This is a genomic window from Enterococcus sp. AZ080, assembly GCF_051714945.1.
Classification (GTDB): Bacteria; Bacillota; Bacilli; order Lactobacillales; family Enterococcaceae; genus Enterococcus_B; species Enterococcus_B pernyi.
The window spans coordinates 1,335,162-1,358,476 of the sequence record NZ_JBIOSV010000001.1 but is presented as its reverse complement, the minus strand read 5'-3'; the positions used below and the strand labels follow the sequence as shown (position 1 = coordinate 1,358,476).

The 23,315-nt window shown below is 38.6% G+C and carries 17 protein-coding genes; all 17 read right to left on the bottom strand.

All coding sequences use genetic code 11. From position 1 onward, the window contains the following. Window positions 1–3: 3 nt before the first annotated feature. Window positions 4–375, bottom strand: coding sequence for a hypothetical protein (locus IGK01_RS06380; protein ID WP_438840580.1), 372 nt, complete (start codon window positions 373–375; stop codon window positions 4–6). A 5-nt stretch (window positions 376–380) separates the two neighbouring features. Next, the gene (locus IGK01_RS06375) at window positions 381–944 is read right to left on the bottom strand and encodes a hypothetical protein (RefSeq protein ID WP_153829870.1); all 564 of its coding nucleotides are present in this window, start codon (window positions 942–944) and stop codon (window positions 381–383) included. A 24-nt stretch (window positions 945–968) separates the two neighbouring features. Then, on the bottom strand, window positions 969–1,418 hold the full coding sequence (locus tag IGK01_RS06370) for a hypothetical protein (protein WP_371740692.1): 450 nt from the start codon (window positions 1,416–1,418) through the stop codon (window positions 969–971). Window positions 1,419–1,547: 129 nt separating this feature from the next. Continuing rightward, window positions 1,548–4,508: a BspA family leucine-rich repeat surface protein gene (locus tag IGK01_RS06365; RefSeq protein ID WP_438840579.1), complete on the bottom strand. Its 2,961-nt coding sequence runs from the start codon at window positions 4,506–4,508 to the stop codon at window positions 1,548–1,550. Window positions 4,509–4,655: 147 nt separating this feature from the next. Then, on the bottom strand, window positions 4,656–5,846 hold the full coding sequence (locus IGK01_RS06360) for a hypothetical protein (protein WP_224434705.1): 1,191 nt from the start codon (window positions 5,844–5,846) through the stop codon (window positions 4,656–4,658). Window positions 5,847–5,920: 74 nt separating this feature from the next. After that, window positions 5,921–6,094 (bottom strand): hypothetical protein, encoded by a 174-nt coding sequence (locus IGK01_RS06355; protein ID WP_023519596.1) that lies wholly within the window; start codon window positions 6,092–6,094, stop codon window positions 5,921–5,923. Between the two features lie 46 nt (window positions 6,095–6,140). After that, window positions 6,141–6,701 carry a hypothetical protein gene (locus tag IGK01_RS06350; protein ID WP_438840578.1) on the bottom strand — a complete coding sequence of 187 codons (561 nt, stop codon included), beginning with the start codon at window positions 6,699–6,701 and terminating at the stop codon, window positions 6,141–6,143. 31 nt (window positions 6,702–6,732) lie between these two features. Beyond that, the gene (locus tag IGK01_RS06345) at window positions 6,733–7,872 is read right to left on the bottom strand and encodes a MucBP domain-containing protein (protein WP_438840577.1); all 1,140 of its coding nucleotides are present in this window, start codon (window positions 7,870–7,872) and stop codon (window positions 6,733–6,735) included. Continuing rightward, entirely contained in the window at window positions 7,860–9,182 is a 1,323-nt protein-coding gene (locus IGK01_RS06340; protein WP_438840576.1) for a MucBP domain-containing protein, read from the bottom strand. The genes IGK01_RS06345 and IGK01_RS06340 overlap by 13 nt, the downstream gene beginning before the upstream one ends. An 18-nt stretch (window positions 9,183–9,200) precedes the next feature. Continuing rightward, window positions 9,201–13,643 (bottom strand): hypothetical protein, encoded by a 4,443-nt coding sequence (locus tag IGK01_RS06335; RefSeq protein ID WP_438840575.1) that lies wholly within the window; start codon window positions 13,641–13,643, stop codon window positions 9,201–9,203. Window positions 13,644–13,682: 39 nt separating this feature from the next. Further along, window positions 13,683–14,612, bottom strand: coding sequence for a hypothetical protein (locus IGK01_RS06330; RefSeq protein ID WP_062805300.1), 930 nt, complete (start codon window positions 14,610–14,612; stop codon window positions 13,683–13,685). 19 nt (window positions 14,613–14,631) lie between these two features. Next, window positions 14,632–17,859, bottom strand: coding sequence for a lysozyme family protein (locus IGK01_RS06325; protein WP_438840574.1), 3,228 nt, complete (start codon window positions 17,857–17,859; stop codon window positions 14,632–14,634). Then, window positions 17,852–20,161, bottom strand: coding sequence for a VirB4-like conjugal transfer ATPase, CD1110 family (locus IGK01_RS06320; RefSeq protein WP_077151368.1), 2,310 nt, complete (start codon window positions 20,159–20,161; stop codon window positions 17,852–17,854). The genes IGK01_RS06325 and IGK01_RS06320 overlap by 8 nt, the downstream gene beginning before the upstream one ends. After that, window positions 20,103–20,453 (bottom strand): PrgI family protein, encoded by a 351-nt coding sequence (locus tag IGK01_RS06315; RefSeq protein ID WP_062805303.1) that lies wholly within the window; start codon window positions 20,451–20,453, stop codon window positions 20,103–20,105. The genes IGK01_RS06320 and IGK01_RS06315 overlap by 59 nt, the downstream gene beginning before the upstream one ends. 15 nt (window positions 20,454–20,468) lie before the next feature. Further along, complete coding sequence (locus IGK01_RS06310; RefSeq protein ID WP_062805304.1) at window positions 20,469–21,293, bottom strand: hypothetical protein; 825 nt, start codon at window positions 21,291–21,293, stop codon at window positions 20,469–20,471. A 29-nt stretch (window positions 21,294–21,322) separates the two neighbouring features. Beyond that, window positions 21,323–21,559: a hypothetical protein gene (locus IGK01_RS06305; RefSeq protein ID WP_010735554.1), complete on the bottom strand. Its 237-nt coding sequence runs from the start codon at window positions 21,557–21,559 to the stop codon at window positions 21,323–21,325. 2 nt (window positions 21,560–21,561) lie between these two features. Further along, window positions 21,562–23,301, bottom strand: coding sequence for a VirD4-like conjugal transfer protein, CD1115 family (locus IGK01_RS06300; protein WP_438840573.1), 1,740 nt, complete (start codon window positions 23,299–23,301; stop codon window positions 21,562–21,564). Window positions 23,302–23,315: the final 14 nt, after the last annotated feature.

The window sequence follows — 23,315 nt, the reverse complement described above, 5'->3', positions numbered from 1 at the left end:
TGATCATTGAAAGTATTCAATAGGATATTTTTGTTTCCTACAAAACAAAAATACTCCCCCAGAAATTCCAATCAATAGATAGCCTAAGAAAACGATTCGTTGATTTACTACTGTTCCAGTTTCCGGTAGATTTTTTTGAGTGATCGCAGAAAGATCTGCGACTAGTGTCTGATGCTTATTTGTTTCTTTTGTTTCTTCAACAGTCGATCCAATCGTACCAGATACTCTGATATTGTGAGTGGATTGCACCTCTTCTGCCTTAACTAGGGTTGAAAAGGATAAGCTGATAATAAGAAGTATGTGTAGTACCGATAAAATTTGCCATTTTTTACTTCTAGACTTCCTCATCTTACTATCTGATAGTAGATTTTCCATTTACTTTATTCCTCTACTGCAAAATTTAATACTAGTTTAAAACTCGGATTACTTTCTACGGAAGCATTTTTCGGTGCCGCATCCCCACTAAATCGGAAGTTACCAACCGTATGATTCCCCTCATTACCAGATAAGGTGAATAAAGGCGTAGCTGCAACTGTCGAAACTCCGTCTTTAAATAATTCGATCGTATTGATCATTAGTCGATCCACTTCGCTCATTTCTTTGACTTCTGTCACATTTGAAACGGAAGCTCGCACACTTAGCGCAGAATGGTTCGTCACGTGATAAGCCGGAGAAGTAATCTTTTTATGCTCAGATTCTTCTGTTGTCCGGAAAATAGCTGTCGTCGGTAGGGTCACATTGATCCATTGATCGAGATTTTCTGGATTTGGACCAGGCTTTGTATTATCAAATTCACCGATGATCCCCTTTATAGTGATATCTCCAGAAGTTGCGCCTTCTCGCCCATCGATGGTTTGGACTGGACTAGCAAAAGCGGTAATTCCACTAATACATACTCCTGTAATTGTTAGAATACTTAATACTAATTTTGTTGCTTTTTTCATTTAGGTAGCCTCACTTAAATTGGATTAATTTTTTATCAATATGCTAATTTCTGCTTCGGTTACGCCTTGTTTTTCTTTGGTTTCTGGATCATAGATACTGACTGTCGCTGTTGCAGGATATTCTCCTTTTTCTAAAGGTCGCTTCAAATACACCTCTTCAATCAATTGATTGGGATAAATCGCGCCAGAAGAATAAATCACTTCTTTCGTATCATTGATCGTGATATCGACCGCAATCGGATAAACATTCGTGCCAGGATTGACGATTTCGATCGATCCACGACTTCTGCCATTTTCGAAAACTGCTTCTGGGTTGATCTGCAAGGTGAAATAATTTGCATCTGCTAGTTCTTGCGCACGCTCAGAAATCCGTAGATCACTCGCATCACCGATTTCAGGTAACAAATCCGCGCTGATAACTGGAGTGGGTCCTTCGTGACTAAACCAATACCAACTAGCAACAGCCATCACCATTAAAAAAACAAACAATAATAAGACGCCGTTCTTCCGTCGTTTCTTTTGTTGATTCCTTCGTTTTGTTTTACTCATTGGTTGAACGTCTCCTAGTTATTATCATTCTTTTATCTCGTACATTTATGCCCTCTATCTGGGAACAAATCGTAAAATCATACGATAGGTAGGAACGAATGAATCTTGATAATAGCCCCCTTGTTCATTGTCACTTTCCGAGATCCACTTAGGATAGGGCCCATAAAATCGACCGGTCAAATGGAAAGGGACACTTGAGTATGGTGCAACTTGTGCCAAGCGTTGTTCACTTCTTCGTCCATATAAAGAAATTTTGGTTTCATTAGACATCAACTGTAATTCCAATAGTGGTTGTTTGATATCAGAGAAGTTTTTCGGTTGTCCTTCTTGCAATGGCGCGTGATCTAAAGGATTTTCATCCTCCCTTAACAAGGTGACCCCTGCATCATCTTCAATAATGAACTGATTTACATACGTATCAACAGAAAGATCTGAATGATTACGGATCTCGTAATCTGGACTAACAAATTCACGATTAGTTTCCTCGCCTTGGTAGAGGGATTCGAACACCATTTTCGTCGGTATGGAAACTTTTAGATGATGGATCTTCGAATTAACATCAATGCCTATTGTAAATTGATAGGCTTTGTTCCCTACTTGAAATGTAGCGAAATACGTGCCATCGTCCACTTCATCCTTGGTTAAATCTGTAGCCACGATTTTAATTTCCTGACTGCGATCGTCCTGTGTCAAAACATCGTGTGCTGTTGCCTGACTTTCCTTCAGAATCAATTCATGGAGTTCTGCTTGACTGGTTAATGCCTCTAACTTCTTACGCTCCAAAGTGAAGTGATTTGCAGTGTAGTCGAGACCTTTGATTACCTTTTTGTCAATCGTCAAATCACCAGTTGTTTCGACGGATGGTTTAGCAACAGTGAGCGTTACCTCTGTGTCTGTTGCTAAACGCTCATTTTCTGCTAAGGGTATCTCAAACTGTCGAATCCGTTGATCTGCATCTTGGTAATCTCCCCACTTGATCCTCGGTGATTCTTTAGTTACAGTGACTGTTTGTCCCGCTGTATTTTGATAGGTGATCGTTCGATTATCCGTTACTTCTGTCATCCAGCCAGTGATTGCTGTTGATTGGTCACTTAATGGCTCTAATGCTGCCACTAATTCTTCCGGACGAGAACGTTCCCATACATAAGTTCCTGGATGATTTCCGTCATAATTTGCCATAAATTCGTTTGAATTCTCAAACGTGATTGTTCGAACTGAACTATCCAAGCTTTCTTCAAGCACCCATCGTCCTGTATATTCCGCTGTCGGAACGATAGTTCGTAAGCTGGTATTTCCGATAACTGTTTCTTTTCCTAATTTAAGGGATGAAAGTCTTGATGCAAGATAGAACATGCCCCTGATATCTTTATTTCTTGTGTCCCAATTGCTCAAGTCTAATTCAGTTAGCGAAAAGGAAGACATAAATAAATTGCTCATGCTAGAAACCTTACCAACATTCCATTGACTAACATCTATATCAACAAGGTTGGATGTCCACGCAAATGCATGAGTCAACGTTGTCACATTTGACACATCCCATTGACTGACATCTAGCTTTCTTAAATTGGTCATCCAAGCAAATGTGTGACTCATGCTAGTTACATTAGACACATCCCATTGACTAATATCTAGCTCTTTTAGCGCCAAAGTATGGGCAAACATCTCATCCATATTCGTTACCTTAGATGTATTAAAATTCCCTACACCTTCAATACTTTCTAACTGTCTTGCTCCGTTAAAAAGAGATGCGCTATTTTCCGGTAAAAATACCTCGTTGGTGACAATGATCGTTTCAACTTCGGAATGGCTTTTCCATGGCGCTTCTGGGACCGATCCACCGATTCCACCATACAAATGGATCGTTTTCGTTGCCTCGTCGTATTCCCAAGGGACAGTTCCCCATAACTGCTGGTTCTTCCGATAAGTATAGGTGACTATTTGCTCAACATTCGTGAAAACCCCTGTTGCATTTTCCGGTGCAACAAGCAATTCCCACCCTTCGATTTCTTTTGCTTCTGTACGATATGCTTCTCCGCTAAATCCCGTTAAAATATCGCTTTGAGCTATCTCATTACCCTCTTCGTCCACATACCTTACGACGACACTGCCTTGTTGCAAGCGTTCATAATTGGCTTGAACGCTCACAGGTCCCGTACCCATTCGTAAACTGGTATTCGCAAGATTACTGTTTGTAATCGTCGCTCCGTTTTGGGTTAGAAACTGCCAATTGACAAACCGATATCCGACAGCTGGATTCGCATTCAAATTGATGGTTGCTCCTTGGGCAGCGGATGAAGCTGAAACCGTAGGATTGCCACCAATCGTTGGATTGGCCTGCACACTCACACTATGAGTGATTTGTTCATAGACTGCTCGAATGGACGAATCTCCTGCCCCCATCGTAATGAATGTACTTTGACTCGTTCGGTTTGCGATAGTCGTGTTTCCAGAAACAAGTTCCCATTGAACAAAGCGATATCCATTCGAAACGTTGGCATGGATCGTGGTCGTTTCACCTTGTGCCAGTATTGCTTTATCCGCTCTTGGATTTCCTCCAGCATTTGGAGAAGATTGGAAAGTTAAATTGTAAACCCTCTCATATATTGCTCGTATCGTTATCGTCTCATGCACTGGTGGTCCTATAGGGCCACCAGTAGAGATAGTAAGACTTGTTGTTTCTGCATTTAGATTGCCTATCGAAGCATTCCATCCGTTGATTAGCTCCCATCGAACAAAACGAAACCCTTGGTTCGGATTTGCACTGATAGTGTATAATAAACTTCCCCCTGGCAGAGTTATACGAGGTATAGAACTAGGTCTACCACCTTCTGAAGGGCTTGTTTCAAATGTAATTGTTGCATTTCTCTCTACTCCTAAACTTGGATCATTTTGGCTTTCGGGTGTAAGTTCACTAGTTTCTGATCCATAGGCAAAATGAAAAGGTAGATGGGTCAAAAGAATCACTAATACAGTCATTAAGATGATTATTTTTTTACTATTTATTTTGCTTTTCATTGGTACTCCTTAACTTTTAGCTGTTGCAACAAGCGAATATTCTTTCTTTGTTAGAGTTCTTATAAATTAACAACGTGACTATTCATCAGACAATTAATCATTGATATCTCTAATCGATAAAATTTTTAGCGATTAGAGATACTTTTTTTATGCGCGTTGCTCTTTAGGGGAAGAACTACGCAATTTCTCTGAACTTTTGCGTTGCATGATTTCTGCTGATTTGTTTACGCTTGCTTCCATTTTGTTTTGTAGCTTACTGGGACCGGCGATATTTGTCGCTAAGGAAGGTGTTAATGTTTTTTGCGTCAGTCTTCGTTGCTTCACTTCATGAGACGTCCCCGTGCGATCACTCACATTGAATAAAGCCTCTGCCTTTGAATAATCGCCTTTCATGGCTAGTAATCGAGCTTTTTGTGCGATATTTAAGTCATTTTTCAATTCACTGATCTGATTTTTTAATTGACGATATTTTGCGCGGTTAAAAATATACTTACTAAAAAAATTGATTCGCTGTTTTTTACTTTGTAATTCGGTTAATTCATTTTGTTTCGTGATGACTTTCATACTGTATTTCTCTAAACTATGATTTTTTATAATTGTTTCTTTTAATTCATGGATGTTTTCAAAAACGGAATGAGTATCTCGATAGTATCCTTGATTTTCTTTCCAGTTTTCAATGAAATTACCAAGTGCTAATTCACTTTGTGTTTGATGTTGTTTAAACCTGCCATAAAAATCCGAATCCTTGAAACTAGCATCCATCTTCAAGTCATATCTTTTTTTATGCATTGCGATTTTATCACCTAACTCATTGATATTTTTTTCATCTTTTGCTGAATCATACTGAAATTTATATTGATCAAAAAAAACAGATAATTTTTCAAATTGATCATCAAGTTCATGATGGATCATTTTTTTGGCTTGTTTTAAATCTGCTTGAACGATTGGTGCCGTCTCTTTCATTTGGTTAGATACGTCTATTCTTTTTGTCGATTTACTACCCTGATCTGATTTAAGTCTTTCTGCTTCTCTTTCTTGAATCAACTGTGCTTTCTCCGCTTCATATTGTTCATAGCGAGGATCACTCAAATCTTTGAGGCGGTCTATTTGGGCTTGTTTCCGTGAGATTTTTTCCGTTAATTGCTCAATCTTCTCAGGGTCTGATTTTACCTCAGTAGCTATAGAGGTACTAGATGTAGCGGTTGACTGTCTTTCATTCTGTGCAGTGATTTGTTGTCGCAGCTTATTTCTCTCTGCTACTAAGCGATCATATTCAGGATCATTGATATCTTTTATACGTGCAATTTTTTGGTTTAATTTTGCGAGTTGTTCATCCATTATCATTCCCACTTTCTTAAAGAAATCCTTTATCTGTCTTTGCGAAATTATTTATGAACAAAATGACTTATTTCCTATTTTTTATTTTTCTTTAGTAACGAACGTTTGAATCCCTCTGACGATCGAACACTCTCCAAATAAACGCGTTCTTGCTCTCTCTTGTTTTCTTCTATCCTTTTCATTGTTTGGATTCGCTTAGTTTCGCGGCCGATTCTTCGTTGTTCATCACTCATACGCTCATGTTCCATTCTTTCTCCTCCAATCAGGATGGTTCAAATTGATCATGAAAATTCCTTATGATCTTTGCAATGATGGTCTTCTTGTTAACTGATTATTTTTTGATAATTGATTGATTTTATTACTTTTACTGATCGCCTCTTTTTTTACTGTAGCAAAACTTAATTTTTTGACTTTAGCAACGGATTGTTGTTTTGCCGCTTTCACTGTTTTGACTTCGGCAGATTTGATTCTTCGTTGAGAGGATGTTGCACTGATACCTAGTGTTTTTATACTTTTTAAAAGATCAACCTTCATGAAGTTCGTCCCTAATTTGTATAAAAACTGAAAAAGGTTCCGATTGGTTTTTGTTGCGATATTTTTTACAACAGGCGCTTTTTCTTTCGCAGCTTCCAGCTTGACAGGTTGTTTTTTAGCTGCCTTCGTCGTATTAGCAAATGCTTCTAAAGGTGATTGCTCTTTTTCTTTCTTTTTTGTGATTCTATTTTTGATCATCTTCGTCACTTTGACGACAAATCGTCCTAAATATTTTAGTCCCATAAAACCAAATTTAGGCGTTTTCAAGGATGTTTTTTGTAGCATTTTTACCTCTGGATCTGGCTGTTCATTGGTGATCATCGAACTCCTCCTTTAAATCAAACGTTTGGTATCATTTATTTTTACATTTAGTTCGCTTTTTTAGTTGTTTCCAAAAGACAAATGCAACGATTGACGTCCCTACTACAGTTAAGGAAATTCCTGCTTGACTATTCAATCTTGGTAGCGAACGCTTCTCTTCTTTTCTTCTGATTGCGACCCCATCATTCTTTTTAGTTGAAGTTTTTTTGTCAGTTGTTTGGTCCACCGGTTTTGTTTCAGGGTGCTTTTCCTTATTATCATTAGGTTTGTCTTCCTCTGGTATCGGCTGCTCCTCATTTCTAACATAGATGAAATTTATCTCTTGCTCCTCATCTGTAAATACACCTGTAGGTTGGCCGATGGTTTCTTTCACTTCCCAACCAGCTATTTGCATTGGCTCCGCCTTAAAAGCTTCTCCCCAACGTCCAAGTAGAATGTCCATTCGATTTTTTTCAGGTGCTTCCTCAAAAATGTGGTTGACGACTACTTGACCGCCAACTTTACGCTCGTATTGGATCGTTACCGTTTGTGCTTGTTCCGTCACTGTCACTTGTGGCAATTCACCTTTTACTTGCCAACCGGATTCCGTTCTAGGTGTCAACTCAAAGCGATCGCCCACATTTCCTACGTCTGTGAATCGCTCACTGCTATTCATAGTCGGATCACCGATATATTCGTGGTTCACTGTGATCGCTCCGCCGGTTTGACGTTCATATTGGATGGTTACTGTTTGTGCTTGTTCCGTCACTGTCACTTGTGGCAATTCACCTTTTACTCGCCACCCGGCTTCTATTCTAGGTTTCAAGTCAAATCGATCGCCCACATAGCCAACATCTGTGATTCGCTCACTGCTATTCATAGTCGGATCACCGATAAATTCATGGTTCACTGTGATTGCTCCGCCGGTTTGACGTTCATATTGGATGGTTACTGTTTGTGCTTGTTCCGTCACTGTCACTTGTGGCAACTCACCTTTTACTTGCCAGCCAACTTCTGTTCTAGGCGTCAACTCAAAGCGATCGCCTACATTACCGACATCCGTGAATCGCTCACTCGTATTCTTAGTCGGATCACCGATAAATTCATGGTTCACTGTGATTGCTCCGCCGGTTTGACGTTCATATTGGATGGTTACTGTTTGTGCTTGTTCCGTCACTGTTACTTGTGGCAATTCACCTTTTCGTGGTTCACTGTGATCGCTCCGCCGGTTTGACGTTCATATTGGATGGTTACTGTTTGTGCTTGTTCTTGCCAGCCAACTTCTGTTCTAGGCGTCAAATCAAATCGATCGCCTACATTACCGACATCCGTGAATCGCTCACTCGTATTCTTAGTCGGATCACCGATAAATTCATGGTTCACTGTGATTGCTCCGCCGGTTTGACGTTCATATTGGATGGTTACTGTTTGTGCTTGTTCCGTCACTGTCACTTGTGGCAACTCACCTTTTACTTGCCAGCCAACTTCTGTTCTAGGCGTCAAATCAAATCGATCGCCTACATTACCGACATCCGTGAATCGCTCACTCGTATTCTTAGTCGGATCACCGATAAATTCATGGTTCACTGTGATTGCTCCGCCTACCGTTGGATTCTTTGTATAGACAAATTCAACAAGTCTTTCCGAACCAGCTACCATCTGACCGGAAGCACTTACGCTTCCAGGTGATAATCTGCTATAGGTATATCCCGGAATGGCTGGAGGTGTATACGCATAGTTTTGACCAACCTCCATTTGTTCGACCAGCTGCTCTTGGAGATCATTTCCTGCCTCATCGATATATCTCACTCTGATTGAATTTTTTGTTCGCAGTGACAATGTGCCTAAATTAAGATTAGTAAGTGTGATGCCCCCTACATTCATCGGACTTTGTCCAGGAGAATTAGAATTTGGTGTTTCACTCGCCCATGTATCTAAATAAAGCGAACTCAAGTTAAGATTGATTGAGTTAGTATGACCATTTATATCACTCACCTGAGTCCTAGTAACTGTCACATCAACTTTTGTAAAATTTCCCGTAGTCGAGCCAACGACTCTACTAATGGTCACTCCCAAAGGAAGATTTGACGCGGTCACCTCACCTATGCTAAAATCACCTGTCAGATTTGGTGCCTTTTCATAACGCATCTCTTTATAAAAATAATTGGGTACAAACACATTTCCACTCTTACCTCCCGTCAGTGTTGGAATCCAGCCACCTCGGTCTGCCACTAAGGCGTAGGTAGGAATATCAATCGAAAAACTCACACTATCCCCCATATCCACCCCCAAAGAACCATCTACTTGTGGTATAGCCTTGATTTGTTGAGAGATTGCGTTTTCTCCTTCGTCATACAACCATGCTCGCAAGGTCTTTCCTTGATGGTTTTCATTGAGCATCTCAGGATTAAAAATAGGATTAAGAACAGCATAAACACTCACTGGAAAATGCAAGAGCAACAAGATGACGCTAAATATGCTCATAAGTTTGATTTTATTCATTGAATCACTCCGTATTCTCTATTTTTCAAAAGATATTTGACCTTTCAGTAGGGGCTTGCCACTGACATTATTACTCTTTGAAATTGCTTTTTGTTTGATTGAATCAAATGCCTCTTTGACGGCTGGCTGACGATTGATTCCTTTATTCTGTTCAGCAATTTGTGGATTACTTTCAGATTTCCTATTATCTACCTGATATCTTGCGGCTTCACTTAATTGATTCGTCGCACGGTTTTCACGTAATGACTGTGACGGTGGCTCATGAATATCCGCTTTTACATGAAGTGTTTCATGGGTATTGAACGAATTCTTCCGACTTGAACGATTCGATTCATTTTGTGCTTTATTTTCTGTCTCTTGACCATAGACCCATGCATATGGACTTTTTTCCATTGACTTCGTTTCATTACTAGCGAGTTTTATTCTATCTTCTTTTGATCCAGCACTTTCTATTGAAGAATTATCATGGGCAGGTGCACGATCATCCTTATCCACTTTTTCATAGACTTTATCAAAATCCTTATCTACCTCTAAAGAATTTTTTTCGATTGTTTCTTTTTGTGTCGTGGTTTCTAATGTTTGATTTTCTTTTTTATAAAACTTTCTTTGTAGTGCATGCAGTCCTTTACTCAAGGCAGTCACACCAAAGGAAACCGCAAGTGCCATTGCAATAACTGAAGTTGCTTTGTACATAAATAAAGGAGTTGAAGTGGCCGCCGCAAAGATATATGGTGCTACTACTGGTGTCAGTGCAATACCAATTCCTGCTACAGCTAAGCCAACACCAATGATGATCGCAAAAGATTTCCAATTTCTTTTAAAATAGCCCTTTACAGATTTGTCTTTTTCTGGATTTTCAAAACCAACTTTTTCTGATGCGTGATTCTGTTTTTTTGTTTTTGCTGTTTCTTTCTCATGAGCAGCAGTTTCTCTTTGAATTGATTTTTCTTTTGGATCAATCACTCGATCTTTTAAGTTTCTCTGTCGATTTCGTTCTGCTTGGCGGTAGTTTTGTATTCTAGAACGAAGTTTACGAATATAGTTGATGAGTTTTGGCCCATAAAAGGCAGCCAAAACCGTACCGTAAATGAACAGAGTTAGTGGTAGCCCATACATAGCAAAGTAGATTGGAACGATACCTAAAATGCCAGTTACCCACATGCTGATCAATGGCCAAGATGCTAATGGTAGTAAGTTCAACAAAATTCTTCCGATTTGAATGGCTCGGCTTTTTTTTGTGTGGATTTTCTTTTTTTGTGTATGCGGTCCTGACTCTGGCAATTCTATATCGTCATCCATAAAATCGGTTTCTGTAGTTTTATCCGTTTTTTCTGAAGCATTTTCATTCAAGCCAAAAGTATCACTACTCGCGTCTATTCCAAGTTTATCTAAAGAATCAGTTGTGTTTTCCGACCGTTTTTTATCCATTCCTCGAGTGACTATACTCGCTTCATCCAGTTTTGTTGGTTTCGGTTCCCCACCTTCACTCATCTGATTTCTCATTTGGCTGTTTTGAGTGTCTGAGGAAGATTCCTCTACTGGCACGTTGGAACTATCTGTTTGAGTGTTTGTTTCAGGTGGTTCTTTCTCTATTGGATTAAATTTGAGTTTATCAGCTAACAATTCACGGATTTTTTTTGTGTTACCATCAACAATACCTGTTTGATCAGCAGAGAGAGCAGTAGGTTGGTTGCTTGATTCTTTTCTACGATCTAGCTGATCGGATGTAACACTTTCTTCCGATTTTGGGCCATCACTACTTGTTCCAGCAGGATTTTCAAATTGGTTTTGGCGTTGACGAAATCTTTCATTAGCCAAGCCATTTTGTTGCTGTAATGTTTCATTAGAGACACTAGCTTCAGTTTCTCTCCCAGTTCTGGACTCGTGCTGTCTTCGCATCGCTTCAACTCGACCCGTGGATTCTGGAGCAAGGCGGTCGTTAGAAAACTCATTCGCTTTTTCAAACCGATCTCTCGCTGCTTTCACTTGTCCCGTGGGTTCTGGAACTGGGCGGTCGTTGGAAAACTCATTCGCTTTTTCAAACCGGTCTCTCGTTGCTCTCACTTGACCCGTGGATTCTGGAAATGGGCGGTTGTTAGAAAACTCATTTGCTTTTTCAAACCGGTCGCTCGCTGCTCTCACTTGACCCGTGGATTCTGGAACTGGTCGCTCATCACGAAGGACATTCGCTTTTTCGAACCGTTCTCTCGCTGCTCTCACTCGTCCCGTGGATTCTGGAACTGGTCGCTCATCACGAAGGATATTCGCTTTTTCGAACCGTTCTCTCGCTGCTCTCACTCGTCCCGTGGATTCTGGAACTGGTCGCTCATCACGAAGGATATTCGCTTTTTCGAACCATTCTCTCGCTGCTCTCACTCGTCCCGTGGATTCTGGAGCTGGTCGCTCATTAGGATGATCGTTCGCTTTTTCAAACTGATCGCTCGCTGCCTTCACTCGTCCCGTGGATTCTGGAGCTGGTCGCTCATCACGAAGGACATTCGCTTTTTCGAACCGTTCTCTCGCTGCTCTCACTCGTCCCGTGGATTCTGGAGCTGGTCGCTTATCACGAAGGACATTCGCTTTTTCGAACCGTTCTCTCGCTGCTCTCACTTGACCCGTGGGTTCTGGAATTGATCGTTCATTGCTAAAGGCGTTCGGATTTTCAAACTGATCTCTCACTGCTTTCACTCGACCCGTGGATTCTGATGCAAGGTGGTTATCACTTTTTACACTGGAATTTTCGAATCGAGTGCGACGGTTTTGAAATTCTTCGTTCGTCATGTCGTTTTGATTCGATTTTGTTTCGTTTGCAGATGCTGAATCATTCGTATGAACTGCACTTCCGTTTCCTTTACGTACGATTTCGCTACTGCCATGCAGGGTGGTAGCTCTTTGATAAGAAGTTCCTTGATGTTCATTCTCTCCACGACTCTTTTTCTTGGAAAACGATGGTTCATTGCTTGTACTAGTCTGATTTTCAAATCGAGCAAAAAGGTTTTGAAATTCTTCGTCTGCCCTCCCAGTTTGATTCAGTTCTACATTGTTTGTCCTTAATGAGTCATTGTTATCTATCCTACTAGTTTGACCTTCATGTACTAGCTCACTACTTCGTTGCTGCCTAGGTGGATTTTGATAAGCAACTGTCTGATAATTATACGGTTCGCTTTGGGTTGTTCTCTCTATGACTGGTGGTTCATTACTTGGTCCAGGCATATTGCCAAATCGGTCTCGATATCTTTGAAATTCTTCGTTCGCCCTACCAGTTTGACTCCATTCTGCATTGTTTGTCCTCAATGAATCATTGTTATCTATCCTACTAGCTTGACCTTCTTGCACTAGCTCACTACTTCGTTGCTGCCTAGGTGGATTTTGATAAGTAGCTGTCTGATAATTATCCGGTTCGCTTTGGGTTGTTCTCTTTATGACTGGTGGTTCGTTACTTGGTCCAGGCATATTGCCAAACCGGTCTCGTCGTCTTTGAAGTTCTTCGTTCGTCATGCCGGTTTGATCCGGCTCTGCTTTATTTGTGGGTGATGATTCATTCGTATAGACTGTACGTTCGTATCCTCTACGCACAAACTCGCTAGTACCTTTTAATGGAGGAGATTTTTGATAAGATGATGTTCCTTCATTTCTTTGGTTCTGTCGATCTGTCGGTTGATTTTGCCTATTTTGAACATTCTGTGAATCATTCGTTTGCGAGGTTCTCCATCTAGACGACTTTTGACTTTCTAATGGTGAATGATCATTTGTTGAATGATTCAGACCTTCATAGTATTGGCGCAATCGGTTGACTGTCCCTGATGGTACTTCAGCTGAATGGGGTTCTTTATTATAAGAACGTTCTTTTTCAAATCGTTCTTTTAAATCACTCACTTTAGGTCTTTGGTGCTGTTCTTCTTTTGTAGATTGATTCGTAGTATGGGCCAAATTTACGTACGTCGCGACATTCTCTTTTATCTGCTCATTGGATAAAGCTTCTTGCTTTCCGTTGTCTCTTTTATTGAGTGTTGCTTGTTCTGCAAATCTTTTTTCCTGTTCCGCCACTAATTTAGGACTTACCAATTCATCAGATGCTTGTAATGATGTGTTCGACGTAAAAGTAGGTGGCACTTCTTTTGAACTTGTTTCTCGCTCACGTATATTTTCTTTTAAGACCATCATCCGCGATTTATATATGGAGAATCTCAGCGCATTATAGTCTGATGGATCAATGCCTTGGATCATTCTTTCAAATGATTTTTTTAAATCATTTGTCTTTTCTTCATTCACTTCTTTTCGTGAAGAAATCAAGTCTAGAACGAAGTGGAATTCTTCTCTCAAAGTTTCAGAGTTGCTATCCAATATTGCTTTTGCTTGAAACTCATTGAATATTTTTTCTTCATGAGGTTTTACTGATTTTATTGAAATATCTTTGTTTAGATATTCTTTAAGATAGTCTTCATATTTTTTATAAAACATCGGTCTCCTCCATTCAACGAAGAATTTTTTAAGAGTCGATTAACCATTTAAGCGATGTTCAAGCAACTGTTCTAAAGATGTATTTTCTTCCCTATATACACCTGTTTGAGTTAATCGCACTGCTTGATGTGGTTTTTCGTAATTATTTACCCATAAAAACATTCCTGGGAGGGAATTCATGCGATACCCAAATTCTGTTTCTTCTAATGTGATTTCAAATTTTTTAACTGCTGAATTTTCATCGGTGACTGACAGTTCTAACACACATGACGTCTCAGAAATATCTTCAGAAATGACTCGATAGTAAAAAGTTCGACTTATTTCGTCTCCGTCATCCACTTTTCGTTGAACAAATGTATCTTCTGTGAAATCAATCAACACTTGACTATTCATCGTTGTACCTGTCCAACTACCTTGAAGTAACACGTCATTCCATTTCTGACTAATCATCTCATTCACTTCATCACCACCAGAATCCATCATTTCTTTTGCTTTCTCCATCAATTCAACACTTGGATAGAAATAGGTAATGTCCCCCTCATTGTCTTTATAAAAGAAGATCGTTTCCCCTAGCCTGGTCATCAGCTCAAAAGTAACTTCCTTCTCGTCTTTGTCGGTCAACACAAGTTTTGTATCCACCAAGCGATAATTACCGGTTGAGAGCCAATCAGTACTCTGATAGGTCCCATCATTTTTTAATTCTAAGACCATGCCATCCGCTCGATCAGAGTACCAAATCCCTCTATAGACTAAGGCTTCGTTTTTTTCCACTAAATTTAGGTCCTCTTTTTTTTGCTCATTTACAGACAAGGGTTCACTATTTGTAGTAGATCCTGCGTTTTCATCCGTATTGCGATGAAAAAATAGCGAGTAAAAAATAAAACTGAACATTGCGATGAAAATACCGACAGCTATAAACACGATTCTTTTACCTTCTTTTGACTCAACTATATTTTTTATTTGTTTCATTGTTCATCCTTTTCTTTCTTTATTGAAGAATACCGTAACCTGAAATACTTGGATCATTGACGAAATAGGTCCTTCTAGCTACTTTGTTGGCAGTATTCCCTTCGATGGTCTGAATGATATTTCCATCTGAAAACTCTACGATTCCCACATGATCTTTTCCTGTACCACCTCCATTCCAATCAAAGAAAATCAAATCACCTGGTTGTGGATGATAGTTCTCTGAAGCTTTCTTATAGTTTCCCTTTTCTGTTAACCAGTTGATCATTTCTAAACAGTTAGCAGACTTGATTATTTTTTCTTGATTGAGATAACCTACTTGATCTGCTACCCAGCTTACAAAGATCGCACACCATTCTACTCTTCCTTCAAATCCATACCATTGCCAGTATTTCTCACCTTGAATCGTGCCAATCTCGTTGATTGCGGCCTCAAGGAAATCTGAGTTTTCGAGCCATAGATAGTTAGTTACTATAGGTACATAGAACATATTTCCGTAAGCATATCGCCATGAAAATCCATGTGCTAAAGCTACTGGATGGGTATAACGAACGGTTTGTCTATTGCTTTTTTCTCTTGCATATAACTCTGCATGAAAGAAGCTATATTGCTTATTGGTATTTGCTAACCAATTTAAAAAGTCTTCTCCGTAGTTATAGGCTTGAAGTGCCGCACGGTCATCCAGATGTAATTCTCTCGCTTTACTTAATAATTGGGCAAAATAGTGGGTGCCTCGATCAATTGATAGTTCTGGATCATCGATCGTATTAGGAGACAAACCTTGTGACTCACTGGCCTGCATGATGTCAGGGAATCTTTCTGCATCACCACCTGATTCTACTTGGATGATTGCCAAGATCATGTTGACATACTCTGGAATCCCATACTTTTCACAGGCTTCTCGAACAAGATGTTCCCATTGTAAAATCATTTGTCCAGGATTTTTAAGACTTCCTGAGATCGATCTTGAAGAATTATGTGTAAACCCTTCTATCTCAGATGGATATTGAAATTCCAGATCAAAAATATAAGCAGATGGATAAATGTGTCTGTTTGGCCAGAATGTTCGACGTTCAATGACTTCAACCTTCAAATTCCCGGTCGTTTCTCCAACTAGGGTATCGGCATCTACCCATTCTCCATTTCTCACTCGGACATTTTTTAATGGAGACAAAACAACTCTTTTACTCAAAGAAGTATTGATAGTTACATAATCATTCCCAGCAGCATGAACTCTTCCTGATCCAGAATTATCGATCCCATAGACAGGGGTACCAGGCTGAGCCAACAGCTCAATGTGGTTATGTCTATTTCTGTCATCTGATCCACGATAGCCATATTTTTGAACAACGATGGCATCTTGATTCATACCAAAAGGACTTTGCAAAAACAATTTATTTTCAAATCGGTCCAATTCCTGAATTGGTCCGAATTTATCTAGTTCTTCCTCCGACATCGTGTCTGAATTTTCATCAATGAATTGACTGATTGTTTTGATTTCAATATTGATCAATGCCACTTTTATCGTGCGATGGGTTGGACGATCTTCTTCATTATGAGGGGGAACGTGTCGGTCCCCAGTCGGGCCTTCATTCGTTTGATTTGCTTCAGATTCTTCTTCCAGCTCCTCTGGGTCTTCTTCAGGCTCGTGATCTTCATTTAGATCATCAATTTCTTCTAGTTCCTTGTCTCCTTCTATATCAGCAGGCTTTTCTTCTGGTTCCACATTTTCTTCTAAATCATCAGATTCTTCTGGTTCTTCTTCTAGTTCCTCATCTTCTTCTGAATCATCAGATTCTTCTGGTTCTTCTTCTAGTTCCTCATCTTCTTCTGAATCATCAGGGTCTTCTTCTAGTTCCTCATCTTCTTCTGAATCATCAGGGTCTTCCGATTCATCCTCTTCTGGATTAGGCTCATCAGGATAAATGATTGGTACTTCTCTTGTTTCGATTTCTGTCGTGTAATTAAAGGTATACCCATGGATCCCTTCTACTTCTCCACGAACTCTAGTTGCACCAAAGATATTGCTACTCGCTGAAATACGTTTACTGATGTTATAATCTTCATATTTTGCATTCAGGTAATAGAGGTACGTATCTGCATCAGAGCTATAGATAAAATTGTTATCTGGTCTTGCAACACCATTTACAACAAAATAAACTTCTTCAATTTCAGAATTTTCTGAAAAATCTTCAAAAACCCGTTGTACTTCTTTGTTCTTTCTGGCATCCAAAAGTGTGATATGCTCATATGCCTCTGCTAATGCCATATCTTCCGTTTTTATAGTAAATATACTAGCGATAAAATTAAAGATGGCGATAATAACGACGATGACGACGATGACGACCGCCAAGATCATCATTACTTTGACAGACAACAACATGAGGATTAGTTTGAGAATAATAAATAAGACTAAAAGCACTCCAAGAATATTTAATTCGCCATCTTTGTTCCTGCCAACTGTGTCTATGGCTGTTTGTGCCAGATTTTTTTTCAGTTTGGGTTTGAATTTTTTTTTCGATGGAATTTTTGTTTGCTTTTTTAATCGTTTGATTTTGTTGGAGTTACTTAATACTTGATGTTTACGTTCAAGTTTGTCTTTGATGCCGAATAGTTTCTCTTCAAGCTTCTTAGTTCTGGTCTGTTTAGTCGCAGTAAGTGTATTCTTTATTCCAGCTAGATTGAGAATATTTTTGTCAAGCTTTTCTTGTTTCTTATGATAAAATTTTTTTGATCCTAGTTTTTGTTTATTGATTTTATCAGTAGAAAGCTGACTTCGCTGATTCGTCCCTATATTATTGGATGAAGTTTGTCTCTTTTTTATTCCTAAAAGCGCATGATCGATTTCTTTAGGTGAGCGATGTTTATTCTTTATGAAATAGGCCTTTTCTCTAGTGGTACTATGTTTTTTATTTCTGTTTATTTTGTTTAACTTTTTTTTATTTGTCATAAGATAGCGCTTTTTAAAACCACTGTCGTTTGTTTTTGTGCTTGTTACGCCTTTACTTAATGGATCTTTTCTTGACTGGCTCTTCACCATATGTTGTTTGAAATCAACGATATTTCTGTTTTTCAGCTGTAAGTTGTCTCTTTTTTTTCTTGCTAATTGTTGTTGACGTTTTTTTAATCGGAGGCGCTTCTTCAATGCTTTCTTTTTTTGCTCTTTCGTACTGACACGGTTCAATTTGATTGATAACAAATCTTGCGGCTTGTTGTTTTCTTGTTTATTCCCGTCATATGTTTCACTCATAATCTTGCTTTGTCTTTACCTCTTCACCAGGTTTAGTTGTCATAATTTGATAGAGACTTGTTTCTTTAGGAAGTCGGTCTTCAAATGGGATGATCGTGTCCCCAAACACCATCAATCCAGTACCTTCACTTCCATTCAATACATACTTTTCCTGCTCTTCCGATATATCGAATAAACGAGTCAACTCTGAGCGGTCAGATTTTGCTTGATTGAACATAACAACGAAGTCACTATTTGAAAGCATTCTTCTAGCTAGATCCGAAAGCAATAACGTCTCTACATTTTGGGTGATCCCCGTCGGTATAGCGCCCCACTTTCTTGCCCTACTCCACAATTCAAAGAAATAATTTTCTGAGTATTCATTTGTAAAGAGTAACTGTAATTCATCAATATATAACCATGTACGAATTCCTGATTCTCGATTCAACGTGATTCGGTTCCAAATTTGATCTAACACAACTAACATTCCAAACGGCTTGAGTTGTTTTCCTAAATCTTTGATGTCAAAAATAATCAAACGTTTATTCAGATCCACATTTGTTTTTTTAGAAAATAGTGCTAGACTACCTTCTGTGTAAAGTTCTAATTCAATCGCCAATTGCTTTGCTTCTTCTTCTGGCTGTACATTTAGCGCCATATAAAACTCTTTTAATGTCGGTAACTGCGTCTGTTCTTGGTAAATTTTTCGGCATACTCGGTCGATGATTGTTTTTTGTTGGGAAGATAATCCTAAAATACCTCCAGTGATCAGCTCACAAAGTGAAATCAAAAACTGGGTTTTTAAAGCGATTGGGTCTGCATCATCGCCATAGTTACTATTGATATCCATTGGATTGATGCAGGTGTTTGAATTACCAGCCAATCGAACCATTTGGCCATCAAATTCTGAACAAATATGCTGATATTCTGATTCAGGATCAATGACGATCACTTCATCTTCAGCGTTTCTTAATAAAACATTGACAATTTCCCGTTTGACAGAAAAACTCTTACCTGATCCTGGTGTACCTAAGACAAACCCATTGGGCGCCATTAGTTTTTTCCGATCAAGAATCGTCAGATTTTTTGTCACAGAATTGATCCCATAATAATTTCCATTCTCATGGAGCATTTCAGCGATCGAAAATGGCATCAACGCCGAAACTGCAGAAGTTGCCAATAAGCGATTTAAAGGAATATGATTTTTTCCTATTGGTAACACTGTATTTAAAGCAAACTTCTGTAAATAGGCTAATCCAATGATCGTACAGCCAAATCTTCGGCCTACCGACTTGATTTTACTTGCAATTTTATTTAACTTTTCCTGATTATCTGCATAGAAATTGATCAATACGGTCACTTCAAATAGTTTCTGACTTTTGCTTTGTAATGAATCTAAAAGCTCTTTTGCTTCATCCATGGAATAAGATAAGTCATACGGTAGCATGTCATAATCGTACCCACTATTTAAGGCTTTTCGCTGTTCATCCACTTTTTGCTGATCCATATACGCCATTTTAGTCTTTACTAAGTCGAAACTGTTTGCCATTGGTATTGGTTTGCAACTAACCGTAAGAGTGATTTCTTCATCGATTTCCATAAGGCCTGTCAAACATTCATCTGATAGTTCAGCCGGATAGCCATCCAAATAGAGCGTCTGATTTAGTTTGTCGTCCACCTTGATCAAGCGCTTATCAGATTTAAGCTCGATTCGCTTTGGTAGCAATTCGTGATTCTCATTGTTTAATATTTGACCAATCAATTTTTTGCGTTCTTCTCCTTTTAAAATATGGATCGTCGAGCCAATTTTTCGAGCGAATAGATCCACTTGATCGGCAACCAAGAATAACTCTCTTTCAGCAAATGACTGATTCTCGTGTTTTTGAGTAAAGGTGATAAAAATTTTCTTTTCAAACGCATTTTTCTTTTCGTTGATCTTCAACTTTAAATAGTCATTCATTTCTTGGCGGTATTTATCATCATATCGTTCATTTTTTTCTTTAAAAAGCACATGGTTCAATTCTTCAACTGTTTTTTTCTTTTTTACTAACGTGACTTTGTAATCTATGGAAGCATCTAAAGAATTTAGAAACTCACAATATTTAATGAATATCTGCATACGTTGTTCTTCGGAACAAAGCTGATAACTGATATCGTCAATATTGATCGTTAGAGAGTATTCTTTCTCAGCAATTAAACAAATACCGTTATCGTAGATTTCTTCAAAAAGTAAAAAAGATTTTTTTTCTTCTTGCGTATTTTTCTTATTCTTGTTTTGTCTGAAGTTCACCTTCATTAAATTGGGGCCGATCAGATTCTTCATACACAACTACTCCTTGATCAAAATGGTAAATAAAATAGTATTTCAAATAACGTTCAAAAGGCAGTCCCTCTTTTTTTAGCCACCCAAAGGCGACGATTGGCATTGAAACGAGAATCATCAGCCAACTGATCACGTCCATGGAGTAACCAAAAAAGCGAACAAAGACAAAACTGATCACGATATTAATCAGTACCGCGACGGAAAGAAACCCTAGTTGTCTGACACTCATACCTGCTACGATCCGCTCTTTATATTCACGTACATCTTTATGGACTTTGACTTCAATTGCCATTACTTTTATTCCTTTCTATGAGGCGGATACAATCATTTTCGCCCATCCTTTTGTCTTATTTATTGCAAACATCAAAGCAATCATGTAAATCGTCAAACCAAAAATCAGCGACCACATGCCACTCCTATGACTATTTAAGAAATTCACAAAAATCAAAGGATAAATGGTCAATACTAATGCGATCATTACAGCATGTAAGGAGGAAGCTGCAAAATTCTTGAAAAATCCTTTTGCCATCGATGAAAATTCTTGGTGGGGTAATGCCGCCATCGAAATAGGAGCAATCGCACTAAATATATATAATTCAAAAAATCTTATATAGACAATGACATTGATAAAGACCCCTACCACTAAAGAAACTAAAAATAGAACAACAAAAATCATTAATACGACCATTACTTCCCACCACGAAAGACTTCTTACTGCTGAATCGACTACATTGCGATAAGAACTTAAAAAATCATCTCTATTTAGGGCCATTATTTGCCCTGCTAACATCGCCCCTAATGCGACAATGGCATCGAGAATCACTTGGATTCTTAAGATGACAATATAACAAATAATAAATTTTACAAATGCTTTCATGATCATTTCAAATCCCAAAGTTGGAGCACCACCTGCATTCTCAACTTTTAAAGAAATTTTTTGAAATTCAAATAAGATGAATATCGCTAGTATTGAAAATGCAACTGGAGCTATAATCGTTTGTTGGATGATTCCTGCTACTCGATAGGCATCTGCCATGTAATCTTGCAAACCACGGCTTAAGGTTTCTGCAATATTGTCCCCATTTAAATATTCCATCATTCGATCAAATAGCATCATTATCGCTGAGCGCACTGATTAACCTTCTTTCTATAAAAAATTTTTTACCTACTTAAAAGTGAGCCGACATCAAATGCGGTCACGAACCAAACTGCGGCAACTAAAATCAATGCACCGCCGACGACTTGCCAGATCCCTTGTTGTAGCTGTGGTCCATTTTTATCTTTTAATGCTCCGGCTAAGATAACAGTTCCCCAAATAATCCATAATCCTCCGCCAACCATCGTAAATCTTGAAATCAAGTTAAATACATCCTGTAATAATTGTTGGTTATTGTTCATTTCTATTTATTCTCCTCTTCATTTTCTGGTGATTGATTTCGTTCGTACCAATTCTTTGGAGTCACATCTCCGAGTTTTTTATAATTTTTATGTTTCGTAATATCATATTTTTCTGAGATAAACGGAACTATTCCACGAATCTTCAAAATCGCTTTTGTTCCACTAAGATTCGCCACTTCATCTACATCTAATAAATTCCGACCCATTTTTTGATAATTTTCACTGTAGTTCCCATTACTACCTTTGGTGATGCTAACGTTCTTGTGCTGGATCGTTTTCTTTCCTAGTAATTTAGAGATATACTCATGGGTGCTTAACTCCATTCCACCTAAATAAAGAAAAACGTCACTGGTCCCGATGATTGTTTCCCAAGTATCTTTGTACAAATTTTTAAGCTGACTAATGTTTTGTAAGATCACATTGACTGATATCTCACGACTTCGAATCACTGAAATCACTTTTTCAAAGTCTGGAATCTGTCCTATATTGGCAAATTCATCTAAGACACATCGCACATGATGTGGTAGACGACCTTTGTAGACATTGTCTGCTTTGTAAACTAAGCTATCGAATAATTGTTGGTACAGCATACTTGCTAAGAAATTGAAACTTGTATCTGTATCTGATAATAAAATATAGATAATCGTTTTCTTGTCCCCAACCGTGTCTAATGCTAACGTATCTTTACTCACGATTTTTTTGATATTCGGAATATCAAAAGGTGATAATCGTACTCCTAAGCTGACTAAAATACTTTTTGCGGTGCGATCCCCCGCTAATTTGAAAATTTTGTATTGCGCGACTGCAAAGTTGGTAGGATCTTTTTCTTCAAGTTCATTGAAAATCACATCTAGTGGGGAAACATAATCTGGCACATCCTCTGGACAGTTTGCTAAGCGGACCATTTCAACGACATTCGTCAATGTTTGATCTTCTTCATCAACTTCTTGCAAAAGATAACTGAATGTAGCCATCAATAAGGCTGTCTCAGCTTTCTCCCAAAAATCATCGCCACCCTTTTTTTCTGGATCTGAAGTGTTTTTGATCAAGTTGTTGACGACTTTTAAAATATCGTCTTCAGTACGGATGTAAGTAAAAGGATTATAGTAGTCTGTATTTTCCCGCGTGATCAAGTCAAAAACCTTGATTTCATATCCGGCCTCTTTAAACATCGTTGCTGTTTCGCTTAACAAGAGTCCTTTAGAATCACTGACGACATAGGAAGAATGTAGTTGCATCAAATTAGGTTTTACATAGAACCTTGTTTTCCCTGATCCAGCTCCTCCTACTACGATAACATTCTTATTCCGATTAAAGTTATTAGACTTAGTGATCTTCATACGACCAGACATAGACAGCGATTCACTTTTTGTGAGAATGATATTGTTGTCTTTTTTTTTATCCATCATCGGCTTTATGTCTTTTTTGTTGCCCCATCTGGCACTTCCGTATTCAAACTCTGTATGTTTCGGCATGCCTGAGTGATACAAGATACCAAGAGCAAGCCCCCCCACGATTGTAAATGTACCAATGATACTTGCTATACTATAGTTAAAATCAAACTCAAAGCGACTAACTTCTAGTCCCAATTGGTCGATTGTGCGAACCAAGACTTGTGCGATATCTTCTGTCTGTTGTCGGAAATTCTCGTAAATTAGGATGGTCCGATTTGCCGTATACGCGAATACAAGAAATAAAAATAGTAAAAGTAATTTATAATACCAAGTCTTTGAGTTTTTCAACTTGTCCTCCTAAA

Coding starts and splice junctions, on each gene's coding strand:
- IGK01_RS06380 (WP_438840580.1), bottom strand. CDS start 375: ATGGAAAATCTACTATCAGATAGTAAGATGAGGAAGTCTAGAAGTAAA.
- IGK01_RS06375 (WP_153829870.1), bottom strand. CDS start 944: ATGAAAAAAGCAACAAAATTAGTATTAAGTATTCTAACAATTACAGGA.
- IGK01_RS06370 (WP_371740692.1), bottom strand. CDS start 1,418: ATGGTGATGGCTGTTGCTAGTTGGTATTGGTTTAGTCACGAAGGACCC.
- IGK01_RS06365 (WP_438840579.1), bottom strand. CDS start 4,508: ATGAAAAGCAAAATAAATAGTAAAAAAATAATCATCTTAATGACTGTA.
- IGK01_RS06360 (WP_224434705.1), bottom strand. CDS start 5,846: ATGGATGAACAACTCGCAAAATTAAACCAAAAAATTGCACGTATAAAA.
- IGK01_RS06355 (WP_023519596.1), bottom strand. CDS start 6,094: ATGGAACATGAGCGTATGAGTGATGAACAACGAAGAATCGGCCGCGAA.
- IGK01_RS06350 (WP_438840578.1), bottom strand. CDS start 6,701: ATGATCACCAATGAACAGCCAGATCCAGAGGTAAAAATGCTACAAAAA.
- IGK01_RS06340 (WP_438840576.1), bottom strand. CDS start 9,182: ATGAATAAAATCAAACTTATGAGCATATTTAGCGTCATCTTGTTGCTC.
- IGK01_RS06335 (WP_438840575.1), bottom strand. CDS start 13,643: ATGTTTTATAAAAAATATGAAGACTATCTTAAAGAATATCTAAACAAA.
- IGK01_RS06330 (WP_062805300.1), bottom strand. CDS start 14,612: ATGAAACAAATAAAAAATATAGTTGAGTCAAAAGAAGGTAAAAGAATC.
- IGK01_RS06325 (WP_438840574.1), bottom strand. CDS start 17,859: ATGAGTGAAACATATGACGGGAATAAACAAGAAAACAACAAGCCGCAA.
- IGK01_RS06320 (WP_077151368.1), bottom strand. CDS start 20,161: ATGAAGAATCTGATCGGCCCCAATTTAATGAAGGTGAACTTCAGACAA.
- IGK01_RS06315 (WP_062805303.1), bottom strand. CDS start 20,453: ATGGCAATTGAAGTCAAAGTCCATAAAGATGTACGTGAATATAAAGAG.
- IGK01_RS06305 (WP_010735554.1), bottom strand. CDS start 21,559: ATGAACAATAACCAACAATTATTACAGGATGTATTTAACTTGATTTCA.